This is a genomic window from Klebsiella sp. CTHL.F3a (assembly GCF_019890895.1).
GTDB lineage: Bacteria > Pseudomonadota > Gammaproteobacteria > Enterobacterales > Enterobacteriaceae > Klebsiella > Klebsiella grimontii.
The window spans coordinates 4,611,283-4,625,337 of the sequence record NZ_CP082360.1; the positions used below are offsets into that span (position 1 = coordinate 4,611,283).

General features: G+C 53.4%; 12 protein-coding genes and 1 pseudogene. 3 read left to right on the forward strand and 10 right to left on the reverse strand.

Annotation, left to right across the window (positions count from 1 at the left end; all coding sequences use genetic code 11):
- Positions 1–57 precede the first annotated feature (57 nt).
- Positions 58–753, forward strand: coding sequence for a 7-cyano-7-deazaguanine synthase QueC (queC, locus tag K7H21_RS21705; RefSeq protein WP_004129820.1), 696 nt, complete (start codon positions 58–60; stop codon positions 751–753).
- A gap of 225 nt (positions 754–978) precedes the next feature.
- Here queC and K7H21_RS21710 read toward each other — a convergent pair whose 3' ends face one another.
- The 10 genes and pseudogenes from K7H21_RS21710 to bolA all read right to left on the reverse strand — a co-directional run bounded on the left by K7H21_RS21710 (position 979) and on the right by bolA (position 11,423).
- Positions 979–1,380, reverse strand: a complete 402-nt coding sequence (locus K7H21_RS21710) for a YbgC/FadM family acyl-CoA thioesterase (protein ID WP_004129818.1) — start codon at positions 1,378–1,380, stop codon at positions 979–981.
- A 110-nt stretch (positions 1,381–1,490) separates the two neighbouring features.
- A pseudogene (locus tag K7H21_RS29405) lies at positions 1,491–1,688 on the reverse strand (helix-hairpin-helix domain-containing protein); the annotation flags it as partial.
- Positions 1,676–1,858, reverse strand: coding sequence for a hypothetical protein (locus K7H21_RS29410; protein WP_462442478.1), 183 nt, complete (start codon positions 1,856–1,858; stop codon positions 1,676–1,678). The pseudogene K7H21_RS29405 and the gene K7H21_RS29410, both read right to left, overlap by 13 nt.
- A 148-nt stretch (positions 1,859–2,006) precedes the next feature.
- The gene (gene ppiD / locus K7H21_RS21720) at positions 2,007–3,881 is read right to left on the reverse strand and encodes a peptidylprolyl isomerase (protein ID WP_004129812.1); all 1,875 of its coding nucleotides are present in this window, start codon (positions 3,879–3,881) and stop codon (positions 2,007–2,009) included.
- Between the two features lie 213 nt (positions 3,882–4,094).
- Positions 4,095–4,367 (reverse strand): nucleoid-associated protein HU-beta, encoded by a 273-nt coding sequence (hupB, locus tag K7H21_RS21725; protein WP_002444653.1) that lies wholly within the window; start codon positions 4,365–4,367, stop codon positions 4,095–4,097.
- A gap of 208 nt (positions 4,368–4,575) precedes the next feature.
- Positions 4,576–6,930 (reverse strand): endopeptidase La, encoded by a 2,355-nt coding sequence (lon, locus tag K7H21_RS21730; RefSeq protein WP_004099539.1) that lies wholly within the window; start codon positions 6,928–6,930, stop codon positions 4,576–4,578.
- A gap of 183 nt (positions 6,931–7,113) precedes the next feature.
- Positions 7,114–8,388 (reverse strand): ATP-dependent protease ATP-binding subunit ClpX, encoded by a 1,275-nt coding sequence (clpX, locus tag K7H21_RS21735; protein ID WP_004099538.1) that lies wholly within the window; start codon positions 8,386–8,388, stop codon positions 7,114–7,116.
- A gap of 132 nt (positions 8,389–8,520) precedes the next feature.
- Positions 8,521–9,144 carry an ATP-dependent Clp endopeptidase proteolytic subunit ClpP gene (clpP, locus tag K7H21_RS21740; RefSeq protein ID WP_003021624.1) on the reverse strand — a complete coding sequence of 208 codons (624 nt, stop codon included), beginning with the start codon at positions 9,142–9,144 and terminating at the stop codon, positions 8,521–8,523.
- A gap of 315 nt (positions 9,145–9,459) precedes the next feature.
- Complete coding sequence (gene tig, locus K7H21_RS21745; protein WP_004129807.1) at positions 9,460–10,758, reverse strand: trigger factor; 1,299 nt, start codon at positions 10,756–10,758, stop codon at positions 9,460–9,462.
- Positions 10,759–11,105: 347 nt separating this feature from the next.
- Complete coding sequence (gene bolA, locus K7H21_RS21750) at positions 11,106–11,423, reverse strand: transcriptional regulator BolA (RefSeq protein WP_004133447.1); 318 nt, start codon at positions 11,421–11,423, stop codon at positions 11,106–11,108.
- A 303-nt stretch (positions 11,424–11,726) separates the two neighbouring features.
- Here bolA and K7H21_RS21755 point away from each other — a divergent pair, with 303 nt between their 5' ends.
- The gene (locus K7H21_RS21755) at positions 11,727–12,305 is read left to right on the forward strand and encodes a lipoprotein (RefSeq protein ID WP_004129805.1); all 579 of its coding nucleotides are present in this window, start codon (positions 11,727–11,729) and stop codon (positions 12,303–12,305) included.
- Positions 12,306–12,350: 45 nt separating this feature from the next.
- Positions 12,351–13,826, forward strand: coding sequence for a muropeptide MFS transporter AmpG (ampG, locus tag K7H21_RS21760; RefSeq protein ID WP_004129801.1), 1,476 nt, complete (start codon positions 12,351–12,353; stop codon positions 13,824–13,826).
- Positions 13,827–14,055: the final 229 nt, after the last annotated feature.

A 14,055-nucleotide genomic window follows, 5' to 3' on the forward strand; every position in this document is an offset into this window, starting at 1 on the left:
TGGTCGCGCTCATCAGGCGCTACCATATGCGCCTCACTTCGATTGTCAGGAATTATCATGAAACGCGCCGTAGTTGTCTTCAGCGGAGGACAAGATTCGACGACCTGCCTGGTGCAGGCTCTGCAACAGTATGATGAAGTGCATTGCGTCACTTTTGATTATGGCCAACGCCACCGCGCGGAGATTGACGTTGCTCGCGAACTGGCGCTAAAACTGGGGGCCGTCGCCCATAAGGTCCTTGATGTCACGCTGCTTAACGAACTGGCGGTCAGCAGCCTGACCCGCGATAGCATTCCGATTCCGGATTACGAGCCGGACGCCAGCGGCATCCCCAATACTTTTGTCCCCGGTCGCAACATTCTGTTTTTAACCCTGACGGCGATTTACGCGTATCAGGTTAAGGCAGAAGCTATTATCACCGGCGTTTGTGAGACCGATTTTTCGGGCTATCCGGACTGCCGAGACGAGTTTGTGAAAGCGCTGCACCATGCCGTCAGCCTCGGAATGGCGAAAGATATTCGCTTCGAGACGCCGCTGATGTGGCTTAACAAAGCCGAGACCTGGGCCTTAGCCGATTACTGGGGCCAGTTAGAGCTAGTGCGCCATGAAACCCTGACCTGCTATAACGGCATTAAAGGCGACGGCTGCGGGCAGTGCGCCGCCTGTAATCTACGCGCCAACGGCCTGAGCCACTATCTTGGCGATAAGGTTGGCGTGATGACGGTGATGAAGCAAAAAACCGGGCTCCAGTAAGCGGTTACTTCCCGGCGGCGCAATAGCCCCGCTGGCGGCCGAAGGCGATTAGCCCGGTCAGATACGCTGCAGCGCCTACGGGGAAATTCCGCAACTTTCTGCGCCCTCGCCCCGGGGACGGCGCGATGCGCCTGCCCGGGCTGCCGGAGCGCAGGCTGCCGGGGGACGTGTAGCCCCGGCAGGTGCGCAGCACCGCCTCCGGGACATCTCCCTCCGGCTGGCCAGTTAGCGCGGCTCAAGCTGCTCCAGCTTCTCCCGCAGTTCGCCCTCCAGCGGCAGCGCTTTCTGGGTTTTAAGATCGATACAGACAAAGGTGATAAGCGCATCGGCGACCACTTCGCCGTTAGGATTGAGGGTAACCACCTGGCTTAACGTCCCGCTTTTTCCATTGAGCTTTTCGAGCTTGCTGGTGACGGTTAACACATCGCCCAGTACCGCTGGTCGGCGATAGTTGATATTGATATTCACCACCACAAAAGCGATGTTGCGCTCGGTCATCCAGTGGAAGGCCGGGCTGCTTTCCAGACCATCCCAACGCGCCTCTTCGAGAAACTCCAGATAACGCGCATTGTTGACGTGCTGATATACATCCAAGTGATAGCCGCGAACTTTGATTTGAGTCTGCATAGCGCGAATGCCTTATCTCTAATTGTTGTTTTGAGGTCAGAGGTCACACCACTGGTGTAACCTCTTCATTCTGGCAAATAATAACAACTGTGCAAAATTCCGCTGAAAATTTACAGCTTCAGATGTGACAGATTTCTCTCTACCAGCGAGTTGCCCATACCGGGGACCTGCTTAAGGTCGTCAACGGTTTTAAACGGCCCGTACTCTTCGCGATAGCTCACGATAGCCTGCGCTTTCTTCAGACCGACGCCATTCAACGCCTTAGCCAACTCCTCCGCACTGGCGTGATTAATACTCACCCTGGTGCCCTCACTGTCGGCGCGTTTAACCCATCCGGCGCTTTTGCCTGCGGCGACTGCACGCTCTCCTTTACCGTCGACGACGCTTTACCCGCAGAGGGCGCCGCCTGCGCTATCTGACTCCCCGCCGCCGCACAAACCAGTACTGCGGCAATAAGCGTTTTCATTCCTCGTTTCATGCTGTTATCTCCTTGTTTGTTGACAGCAAGAGCACGATAGCGATGAGGGAAAAAGAGTACAAAAGGCAAAATGCAGAAATGGAAAAGGCCGCGAAAGCGGCCTTTGAGGATTACATCACGTTACTTGCTTTTGCGAAGCAGCGCGAAATTATTGTTGCTGGTCGATGATGTCGCCGACCTTAATTTTAGCCGCTTTACGCAGGTTGCTCATCAGCGCTTCGAAGGCGATCTGGGCGTTATTCTGGGTGATCCCCTGAATCATCGCTTTTTTCTGCTCTTCCGGCATCGTACCCGCTTTCACTTCCTCCAGCGCCAGCAGCACTACGTTGCCCTGCAGATCGGAGCCCACGCCGTAGCTTGGCTTACCCGACTGCGGCAACGGTAACGCAAAGACTGACTGGCTCAGCGCTTCCTGACCGGTGCGTGACAGCGTCTGCGGCGCGCCAAAGCTCAGGCCTGCGGCTTTCATCGCTTCATCGCCTTTACCCTCTTTCAGGGCCGTCAGCAGCTTATCAGCATCCAGCTTTGCCTGCTGTTCCGCTTTGTTGCGCTTAACAATATCGCTTACCTGCGCTTTCACATCCGCCAGCGGCTTAACCGCCTCCGCTTTGTGCTCGCTGATGCGCAGAACAAACGCGCGATCGCCGTCAACGGTGATGATATCGGAGTTGCTGCCCGGCGTGCCGTTGTCGCCAACCAGGCCGCCGTTGAAGATAGCTTCAGAGACCGGCTTGAAGTTCAGCTCTTGCGGCAGGCTGTCACGGCCAAACCAACCTGTTTCAACCACTTTCAGACCGGCAACCTGGGCGGCGCCCGCCAGCGACTCATTATCGTTGCTCGCCGCGTCGCTCACTTTCTGCTGCAGCGCGTAGTACGCATCCAGCGCTTTTTCCTGCTTCACTTTCGCCGCGATATCATCGCGAACCTCAGCCAGCGGTTTAACCTGCGCAGCCTGAACGTCGTCCAGACGGGCAACGAGGAAACCCACGGAGGATTTAATCACGCCAGAAAGCTGGCCTTTTTCTTTCAGACCGGCTTCTTTCAGCTCCGGCACGGTTGCGGCATCGTCCATCCATCCCATGTCGCCGCCGTTGCGGGCAGAGATGATGTCGGTTGATTTCTCTTTTGCCAGAGCGGCGAAGTCTGCGCCTTTCTTCAGCTCATCGAGCACAGCCTGGGCATCCGCTTCGGTTTTGGTCTGAATGATGCTGTAGCGGTTACGCTGCGGCTGAGTGAACTGATCCTGATGCTGGTCGTACCATGACTGAATTTCTTCGTCAGAGGCGTTTTCCTGCATGCTCGCAGCGTCCATCTTGATATAACTTACGCGGAACTGCTCCGGGGCCATAAAACGCGCCTGGTTCTGCTGGTAGAAGGCGTTGATTTCATCGTCGGTAGCGGTTTGCTTCGCCGCCAGCGCGTTCACGTCGATAGTTGCTTCACGGACGACGCGCTGTTGAGAAACCAGCGCCGCCAGCTGGTCGGATTCGCCCTGCAGCATAAAGTCGGTACCGGCTACGGCGTTGATCAATTGCTGAGTCGTCAGCTGATTACGAAGCGCCTGCGCGTACTGATCCGTCGTCATCCCCATCTGATTAACGATACGACTGAAGCGCTCGTTATCAAATTTGCCATCCGCCTGGAAAGCCTGGGTCTGGAAGATCGCCTGCTTAACCTGGTCATCGCTGATGCTGAGACCAAGCTCACGGGCATACTGATCGAGCAGCGCCTCGTCAATCAGACGGTTCAGCACCTGCTGACGCATGGTCTTCATGTAATTTTCATTAGCCGCCAGCTCTGAGAACTGGTCGCCAAGCTGCTGCTGCATGCGATTACGCTCGCTGGCAACGGCATTCTCAAACTGTGTGCGACCAATCTCCTGGTCATTAACTTTTGCGGCATAGTTGTTGCCACCGCCAATCAGGTAACCACTCACCCCGGTCAAAATGAACGAGACGATAATGATACCGAAAATAATCTTGAGCACGACGCTGTTGGCGGCCGTGCGTAGGTTGTCCATCATGGTGTAACAACGCTCCGCTGTAGATGACTTTAGCTCGCGCAGCATAGCATGTGATGGCCGCCGCGCGTGAGGACGTATTTTGACAAGAAAACGGGGTGATTGTCAGCCCACAAGTGCGTATAAACTCACATTAAGTCGCATTCTGGCAAATAAAAAAGGCACATCTTGCGATGCGCCCTTGTACTTCGTCACAGACCCCAGTGGGGAAGTCGATCAGTTTACCGCGTCTTTCAGCGCTTTACCTGCGCGGAAACCCGGTACTTTAGCAGCAGCAATGGTGATTTCTTTGCCTGTTTGCGGATTGCGACCAGTACGGGCAGCGCGCTCTTTAACAGCAAAAGTACCAAACCCTACCAGCGCAACGTCATCTCCAGCCTGCAGAGATTCAGTAACAGAAGCGATTAAAGCATCTAACGCACGTCCAGCTGCGGCTTTAGAAATATCCGCACCGGCAGCAATTTTGTCAATCAGTTGAGATTTATTCACTGTTCTCTTCCTCTCTTTATAATTTATATCGCACCAGAATCCTTCGTGGCGCGACCGCGCAGCAGTTATATCAGGACTGTCATGCCCTTACAACAGAGTTGTAATTGACCCCCCTGCCAGCGATCTAAGTTAGCTACACAAAAAAAGGCTGGCAAGTACGAATTTACTTACCAGCCCTATTTTTCTTAGCGCTATTTGCGCGAAATCACTATTTTGCCGTGACGACTTCCATTCCAAACGGTTCGTTCTGCAGCGCAAGTGCCAGAACTTCCTCGATTCGTTTTACCGGATGGATATCTAAATCAGCGATAACGTTATCCGGAATTTCTTCAAGGTCGCGTTTATTTTCATCAGGAATCAGAACAGTCTTAATGCCGCCACGATGCGCGGCCAACAGTTTTTCCTTCAGACCACCAATCGGCAATACCTGGCCACGGAGGGTAATCTCACCGGTCATCGCCACGTCAGCGCGTACCGGATTACCCGTCAGGCAGGAAACCAGCGCGGTGCACATCGCGATACCGGCGCTTGGACCATCCTTCGGCGTAGCGCCTTCCGGCACGTGAACGTGAATATCACGTTTTTCGTAAAAGTCTGAGTTAATACCCAGCTTATCCGCACGTGAACGAACCACCGTCAGCGCCGCCTGGATGGATTCCTGCATGACTTCACCCAGTGAACCAGTGTAGGTCAGCTTGCCTTTACCCGGAACGCAGGCGGTTTCAATGGTCAGCAGATCGCCGCCCACTTCCGTCCACGCCAGGCCGGTCACCTGACCTACGCGGTTTTCGCTATCCGCACGGCCATAGTCATAGCGCTGCACGCCAAGGAAATCGTGTAGGTTGTCGCCATTAATCTCGATGTGTTTCAGCGACTTATCCAGCAGAAGCTGTTTCACTGCTTTGCGGCACAGTTTCGAGATTTCGCGCTCCAGACCACGCACGCCCGCTTCACGGGTGTAGTAGCGAATGATGCCGATAATCGCGCTATCATCCACCGTCAGCTCGCCTTTCTTGAGCGCGTTACGCTCAATCTGTTTTGACAGCAGATGGCGTTTGGCGATGTTCAGCTTCTCATCTTCGGTATAGCCGGAGAGGCGGATCACTTCCATACGATCCAGCAGCGGCGCCGGAATATTCATGGAGTTAGAGGTCGCAACGAACATCACGTCGCTGAGATCGTAATCCACTTCCAGATAGTGGTCGTTAAAGGCCACGTTTTGTTCCGGATCCAACACCTCGAGCAGCGCCGATGCCGGATCGCCGCGCATGTCAGAAGACATCTTGTCGATCTCATCCAGCAAGAACAGCGGGTTTTTAACGCCCACTTTAGCCATTTTCTGGATCAGTTTGCCCGGCATTGAGCCAATATAGGTACGGCGGTGACCGCGGATTTCCGCTTCATCACGCACGCCGCCCAGCGCCATACGCACATATTTGCGTCCGGTTGCTTTGGCGATAGATTGGCCGAGAGAGGTTTTACCTACCCCCGGAGGCCCAACCAGGCACAGGATCGGCCCTTTGAGCTTGTTAACACGGCTCTGCACCGCGAGGTACTCAAGAATACGATCCTTCACGCGCTCAAGGCCGTAGTGATCGGTATCGAGGATCTCCTGAGCCTGACGCAGGTCTTTTTTAACCTTGCTGCGGGCGTTCCACGGTACCTGCACCATCCAGTCAATGTAGCCGCGAACGACGGTGGCTTCCGCCGACATCGGGGACATCATTTTCAGTTTTTGCAGTTCCGCTTCGGTTTTCTCTTTTGCCTCTTTCGGCATTTTCGCCGCGTCGATCTTACGCTTCAGCGCTTCGTTCTCGTCCGGAGCGTCATCCATCTCGCCGAGCTCTTTTTGAATGGCTTTCATTTGCTCATTCAGATAGTACTCGCGCTGAGATTTCTCCATCTGCTTTTTCACGCGGTTACGAATACGCTTTTCAACCTGCAGCAGATCGATTTCCGACTCCATCATCGCCATCAGATATTCCAGACGTTCGTTCACGTCGGACATCTCCAGCACGGACTGTTTGTCCGCCAGCTTCAGCGGCATATGCGCAGCGATGGTATCCGCCAGACGCGCCGGATCGTCGATGCTATTGAGCGACGTCAGCACTTCCGGTGGGATTTTCTTGTTCAGCTTGATGTAGCCTTCAAACTGGCTGATGGCGGTACGAACCAGCACTTCCTGCTCGCGTTCGTCAATCGCCGGCGATTCAAGATATTCCGCTTTCGCCGAAAAATGCTCGCCGTTATCAGACAGCGCAGAGATGCGCGCACGCTGTAAACCTTCGACCAGCACTTTCACAGTCCCGTCCGGTAGCTTCAGCATTTGCAAAATAGACGCCACGGTCCCGACGGTGAAAAGATCGTTTACACCCGGCTCATCCGTCGAGGCTTCTTTCTGCGCAACCAGCATGATTTTTTTGTCATGGTCCATGGCTGCTTCGAGACAACGGATAGATTTTTCCCGCCCTACAAACAGGGGTATGACCATGTGCGGATAAACCACCACATCGCGCAACGGCAATACGGGGATTTCAATGCGTTCAGAACGCTCAGGATTCATAGAGCTCTCTCTTAGTTTAAAGTCCGCCAGGTAGCCGACGACGCAATTCAACGACGCGTCGCCGTTAATATGTAAACCAGTATATGGGGATGTATTCCATACATTCAACGGCGGGAATGCAGGAAAAATAAAAGGGGAGATAAAATCCCCCCTTTTTGTTAACTGCTTGAGCAAACTGGTTAATTATTCACCAGACGCCTGCTGCGCTTCCGGTTTGCCGTAAATCAGCAGCGGCTTGCTCTGACCATCGATAACCGAAGCGTCGATGACCACTTTTTCCACGTCTTCCATTGACGGAAGATCGTACATGGTATCGAGCAGCGCGGCTTCAACGATAGAACGCAGGCCGCGAGCACCGGTTTTACGCGCCATCGCTTTCTTAGCGATAGCGTCCAGCGCTTCGTCGCGGAACTCCAGCTCGGCGCCTTCAAGGCTGAACAACGCCTGATACTGCTTAGTCAGGGCGTTTTTCGGCTCTTTGAGGATCTGAATCAGCGCTTCTTCGCTCAGCTCGCTCAGGGTCGCCACCACAGGCAGACGGCCAATGAACTCAGGAATCAGACCAAACTTGATCAGATCTTCCGGCTCAACCTGGGACAGCAGTTCACCTTCGCTGGCTTTATCGGACTTCGCCTTCACCGTCGCGCCGAAACCAATGCCGGAGCCGGTTTCGACACGGTGGGAAATGACCTTATCCAGACCGGCAAACGCGCCGCCGCAGATAAACAGGATTTTAGAGGTATCAACCTGCAGGAACTCCTGCTGCGGATGCTTACGCCCGCCCTGCGGCGGAACCGCGGCCACGGTACCTTCAATAAGCTTCAGCAGCGCCTGCTGCACGCCTTCGCCGGAAACATCGCGGGTGATCGACGGGTTATCCGATTTACGGGAAATTTTGTCAATCTCATCAATGTAGACGATACCGCGCTGGGCTTTCTGCACGTCGTAGTCGCACTTCTGCAACAATTTCTGGATGATGTTCTCCACATCCTCACCCACGTAACCCGCTTCGGTCAGGGTGGTGGCATCAGCCATGGTGAAAGGCACATCCAGCAGGCGCGCCAGCGTTTCCGCCAGCAGCGTTTTACCGGAGCCGGTTGGCCCGATCAGCAGAATGTTGCTTTTACCCAGTTCAACGCCGTTGCTGGTGTCGCCATTGCGCAGACGTTTGTAGTGATTGTATACCGCCACTGCCAGCACTTTTTTCGCCGGCTCCTGGCCGATAACGTAATCGTCCAGATGGTGGCGAATCTCGTGGGGAGTCGGCAATGCACTGCGCTCGCGATGCGGCGCGACTTCTTTAATTTCTTCGCGAATGATGTCGTTACATAAATCAACGCATTCGTCGCAGATATACACGGATGGCCCGGCGATTAGCTTACGCACTTCATGCTGGCTTTTGCCGCAAAAAGAGCAGTACAACAGTTTGCCCGAACCATCTTTGCGTTTATCTGTCATGAGTCCAAACCTCTTATTAAGTTCTTTGTGCCGCACACGACGACGCAAATGCCATTCTCAGGCGCAAACCGCTGGAAAGCGTTGTGCCGCCCTCTTACAAACAAGTATAGCGGCCCCCTTGCGCCCGGGGCATCAATTACGATGAGTCAAAATGGAGTCGACGAGGCCGTATTCCACTGCTTCTGAGGCAGACAGGAAACGATCGCGCTCGGTATCACGCTCGATCTGCTCAAGGGATTGACCCGTATGATGTGCCATTAGTTCATTCATGCGGCCTTTCACTTTCAGGATTTCGCGGGCGTGGATTTCGATATCCGTCGCCTGGCCCTGATAGCCGCCCAGCGGCTGGTGAATCATCACGCGGGAGTTCGGCAGACAGAAACGCTTACCTTTAGCCCCAGCGGTCAGCAGGAAGGCGCCCATCGAAGCCGCCTGCCCCATACAAATAGTGCTGACGTCCGGTTTGATGAACTGCATAGTGTCGTAAATCGACATCCCGGCGGTAATCACGCCGCCCGGAGAGTTAATGTACAGATAGATATCTTTTTCCGGGTTTTCCGCTTCCAGAAACAGCATCTGCGCCACGATCAGGTTAGCCATGTGATCTTCTACCTGGCCAGTCAGAAAAATGACGCGCTCCTTGAGCAGACGGGAGTAAATATCAAATGAACGTTCGCCGCGTGAGGTCTGTTCAATGACCATCGGCACCAGGGCCATATGGGGTGCAAAGTTGTCTCGTTCGCCACTGTATGACATTTCCGTCTCCTGGATTAATTTGAAAAAAACCGCTGCACTGATTGTAACCTTACGGACGGATTATCAGCCAGAATTTCTGCCATCGGGCAGAAGTGCATTGATGCACGCTTCATTACGGCGCATGGTTATACCGCTGCAGTTACGTCTCCCGGTTATGGGGATGACGTTGCCTTAATTCAAGCATAACAATCTTTTGTCGTAACGCTATCACTGAAATCGCCTTTTCGCACGTATCCTAAGGCTATCATTGCAATAAAAAAACCCGCGGCCTTTCGGCAACGGGTTTTTACTCAAACCTTAAACCTTGCGGCGAAATTACGCTTGCTGGTTCATCAGTTCGCTGAAGGAAGTGGCTTTTTCAGACACTTTAGCTTTCGCTAGCACGGCTTCAACAGCCTGCTCTTCCAGAGCGACGTTGCGCATGTTGTCCATCAGCTCTTTGTTTTTGCTGTAGAACTCAACGACTTCTTTCGGATCTTCGTAAGCGGAAGCCATCTCTTCGATCAGGCCTTTCACGCGATCTTCGTCAGCTTTCAGCTCGTTGGTACGAATCACTTCGCCCAGCAGCAAGCCAACAACAACGCGACGTTTAGCCTGCTCTTCGAACAGCTCACGCGGCAGTTCCAGAGCCTGTTGCTCGTTACCGCCGAAACGCTGAGCAGCCTGGCGGCGCAGAACGTCGATTTCGCTGTCAATCAGCGCAGCTGGAACATCGATATCGTTAGCTTTAACCAGACCTTCGATAGCCTGAGATTTAACGCGGTTACGCACAGCGCCTTTCAGCTCGCGCTCCATGTTTTTACGCACTTCAGCGCGCAGGCCGGCTACGGAACCATCTTCAACGCCGAAACGCTTGATGAACTCTTCAGTCAGCTCTGGCAGTTCACGTTCTTCAACTTTCTTCAGGTTGATAACGAACTTAGCCGCTTTACCTTTCAGGTTTTCAGCGTGGTATTCTTCCGGGAAGGTCACGTCGATGGTGAACTCTTCGCCAGCTTTGTGGCCTTTGATACCATCTTCAAAGCCCGGGATCATACGACCCTGGCCCATCGCCAGTACGAAGTCAGAAGCTTTGCCGCCTTCGAACTCTTCGCCGTCAACGGAACCGGTGAAATCAACGGTAACGCGATCTTCGGCATCAACAGCGCCGTCTTTGTCTTTCCAGTTAGCCTGCTGCTTACGCAGAGTATCCAGCATGGTGTCAACGTCAGCGTCGGTCACTTCAACAACCGGTTTTTCAACTTCGATCGCTTCCAGACCCTGCAGTTCAACTTCCGGATAAACTTCGAACTCGACCGCGTAGGTGAAATCTTCACCCAGCTTGTATTCGCCCGGAACATAGTTCGGCGCGCCGGCCGGATTAATTTTTTCTTTGATGATCGCGTCAACGAAGTTACGGCTCATCAGGTCACCCAGCACGTCCTGGCGAACAGATGCGCCATAACGCTGAGCAACAACATTCATCGGCACTTTGCCTTTACGGAAGCCGTCAATGCGAACTTTTTTCGCTACGTTGACCAGCTCGCTTTTGACAGCATTCTCGATGCTGTCAGCGGCGATAGTAATCGTTACACGGCGCCCAAGGCCCTGAGTGGTTTCAACTGAAACTTGCATCTTGTTACCTCAAAAAAATCACAGTGCTCGGTCAACTCTGGAAGCGCGAACAGGTTGCTTCGCAGAACCGGGATGCCCTCTTCAAATCAGAAACACATTCCCTGTCGTCAGAATCATCCCGAAGACATTCATAATAAAAGACGCGGCATTATAGCGGCATCACTTTTGTGAGTCGAGAACGGTTGTCGCCCACTGCTGCGGCTTTTTTCACATTTCCCGAGCAAATTTGCCTGTAAAAAAGCGCAAGCTGCACATTTTCCAGGCAAAACAAAACGGCCCGCAGGCCGTTTTCTCATAAATCTTCACGCAACATACTGGAAAAGCTCCAGCGGTTGCAAATGCGATTTCTACGCGATACTCCCAGCCCCGCGACAAGGAGGAGAAGCAAAGACGGTATCCTGTAGCCCTTCCCACTCTTTGATTGTGTAGGTATGCAACGCCAGAGCGTGCACGGTGCTTGATAGTTCCTCAGTCAACGTTCCGTAAATCATACGGTGACGATTAAGAAAACGCTCGCCAAGGAAGCGATCGCTCACCAACACCACTTTAAAATGACTTTCAGAGCCCGCAGGAACGTTGTGGCGATAACTTTCATCCACGACTTCAAGATACACCGGGTCGAACGCTGCCCTAAGTTTTGCTTCGATCTGTTCACGTATCATCATGAATTTTCTCCTCCGACAACGCTGTATTGCCGCCATTCCCTTTAAATGTTAGCCGCTTTTACCGCTTCCATTGGGCGAAAACAACAAAAAATTGGCATTCCTCTGATATTTTCATGCAAAAGTATCGGCTTTACTGGTCTGGTATCCTGAAAGCCCCATCTGAATTGCGATATGCGATGCTGCAAGGACAGAAAACGCACAAGACGATGAATTTACATGCGTTGCCACTTCCCCTTGCCGTTGGCGATGTTATGATGGCGGGAATTGTCCTCATTACTACTCCCATGCGTTGAGACCCTGAACATGTTTAAGAAAATTCTTTTGCCTTTGGTCGCGCTGTTTATGCTGGCCGGATGCGCCACTCCGCCGACCACTATTGATGTATCACCGAAAATTACCCTGCCGCAGCAGGATCCCAGTCTGATGGGCGTGACCGTCAGCATTAACGGCGCCGATCAGCGTCCGGATCAGGCGCTGGCGAAAGTCACTCGCGATAACCAACAGGTTACGCTGACCGCCTCCCGCGACCTGCGTTTCTTATTGCAGGAAGTCCTCGAGAAACAGATGACCTCCCGCGGCTATATGATTGGTCCGAACGGCGCCGTTGACCTGCAAATTATCGTCAATAAACTGTACGCCGACGTGTCACAGGGCAACGTGCGTTACAACATCGCCACCAAAGCCGATATCGCCATCATCGCCACCGCCGCCAACGGCAACAAGATGACCAAAAACTATCGTGCCAGCTACTCTGTTGAAGGCGCATTTCAGGCCTCGAACAAGAATATCGCCGATGCGGTTAATAGCGTTATGACCGATACCATTAGCGATATGGCGCAGGACACCAGCATTCACGATTTTATCAAGCAAAACGCTCGTTAATTTAAGTTGCAGACCCGGCCCCGCGTCGGGTCTGCACGACAAGACATGTCCAATCATTACTTACGCATTTTTACGCAGCCAAAATCAGCGATCCTGCTGATCCTTGGTTTTGCGTCTGGATTACCGCTCGCCCTGACCTCAGGCACGCTGCAGGCGTGGATGACCGTTGAAAATATCGATCTGAAAACCATCGGTTTTTTCTCTCTCGTCGGCCAGGCCTACGTCTTTAAGTTCCTATGGTCGCCGCTGATGGACCGCTACACGCCGCCGTTTCTCGGCCGTCGTCGCGGCTGGCTGCTGGCAACCCAGTTTCTGTTACTGATTGCTATTGCGGCGATGGGATTCCTTGAACCCTCCACGCAGCTGCGCTGGATGGCGGCGCTGGCGGTCGTCATCGCCTTTTGCTCCGCGTCTCAGGATATTGTGTTTGATGCGTGGAAAACTGACGTGCTGGCCGCGGAAGAGCGAGGCACCGGCGCGGCAATCAGCGTGCTGGGCTATCGTCTGGGGATGCTGGTTTCCGGCGGGCTGGCGCTATGGCTGGCCGACCGCTGGCTAGGATGGCAGGGAATGTACTGGCTGATGGCCGCGTTGCTGATCCCCTGCATTATCGCCACGCTGCTGGCCCCGGACCCCAGCGATGTCATTCCGGTGCCGAAAACGCTGGAACAGGCGGTTGCCGCGCCGCTTCGCGACTTCTTCGGTCGCAATAACGCCTGGCTTATCCTGCTACTTATCGTCCTTTATAAGCTTGGCGATGCTTTTGCCATGAGCCTGACCACCACCTTTCTGATTCGCGGCGTCGGTTTCGACGCCGGCGAAGTGGGCATGGTCAATAAAACGCTCGGCCTGTTCGCCACGATTGTCGGCGCCCTGTACGGCGGCGTGCTCATGCAGCGCCTGACCTTATTCCGCGCACTGTTGATTTTTGGCGTGCTGCAGGGGGTATCCAACGCCGGATATTGGCTGCTATCCATTACCGATAAGCACCTTTTCTCCATGGCGACGGCGGTATTTTTCGAAAACCTGTGCGGCGGGATGGGCACCGCGGCGTTCGTCGCGCTGCTGATGACGCTGTGCAACAAATCCTTTTCAGCCACCCAGTTTGCCCTGCTCTCGGCGCTTTCCGCCGTCGGGCGCGTTTACGTCGGCCCCATCGCCGGCTGGTTCGTCGAGGCTCACGGCTGGCCGGCCTTCTATCTCTTTTCCGTCGTTGCCGCTGTGCCGGGTATTTTGCTGCTGTTAATTTGCAGGCGTACCCTGGAACACACCCAGCGGTCAGAGAGTTTTATGCCGCGCACGCTCTTTCCTCAGATCTACGCGCTGGCCTTAATTATTCTGGCGGTTGGCTGCCTGATGCTGGCGATATGGCTACTGCTGCTGGTGCTGAACGCGCTGGATTACACCAATTTCTCCTTCCTCGCGGGCCTGCTGGAGATCGCCGTACTCACCGCCGTTGCGGGTATTTTACTCGGCGCTTTCCTTGACTACCTGGCATTACGCAAAACCGAGCTGATTTAATCGTTACAGAAACGTTATTGGACGTTGTAATTACCATGGGTAATTATAACGTCTTATTAACGATTTTATATTTAGACTACTGAGTTTGTTGTTTTGTGCGTTTTAGATTTCTGGAAATTATTGACAATTTTTATGCGAATCTTTAAATAATTTAAACGATTCAGCTTTACTGGTTTTATTTTCCGCTTTTATGATGTCTTTTATTTGATAATTAATTGTTAATTATTTG

Coding starts and splice junctions, on each gene's coding strand:
- tig (WP_004129807.1), bottom strand. CDS start 10,758: ATGCAAGTTTCAGTTGAAACCACTCAGGGCCTTGGGCGCCGTGTAACG.
- clpP (WP_003021624.1), bottom strand. CDS start 9,144: ATGTCATACAGTGGCGAACGAGACAACTTTGCACCCCATATGGCCCTG.
- clpX (WP_004099538.1), bottom strand. CDS start 8,388: ATGACAGATAAACGCAAAGATGGTTCGGGCAAACTGTTGTACTGCTCT.
- K7H21_RS29410 (WP_462442478.1), bottom strand. CDS start 1,858: ATGAAACGAGGAATGAAAACGCTTATTGCCGCAGTACTGGTTTGTGCG.
- ppiD (WP_004129812.1), bottom strand. CDS start 3,881: ATGATGGACAACCTACGCACGGCCGCCAACAGCGTCGTGCTCAAGATT.
- bolA (WP_004133447.1), bottom strand. CDS start 11,423: ATGATGATACGTGAACAGATCGAAGCAAAACTTAGGGCAGCGTTCGAC.
- lon (WP_004099539.1), bottom strand. CDS start 6,930: ATGAATCCTGAGCGTTCTGAACGCATTGAAATCCCCGTATTGCCGTTG.
- ampG (WP_004129801.1), top strand. CDS start 12,351: ATGTCCAATCATTACTTACGCATTTTTACGCAGCCAAAATCAGCGATC.
- K7H21_RS21710 (WP_004129818.1), bottom strand. CDS start 1,380: ATGCAGACTCAAATCAAAGTTCGCGGCTATCACTTGGATGTATATCAG.
- K7H21_RS21755 (WP_004129805.1), top strand. CDS start 11,727: ATGTTTAAGAAAATTCTTTTGCCTTTGGTCGCGCTGTTTATGCTGGCC.
- queC (WP_004129820.1), top strand. CDS start 58: ATGAAACGCGCCGTAGTTGTCTTCAGCGGAGGACAAGATTCGACGACC.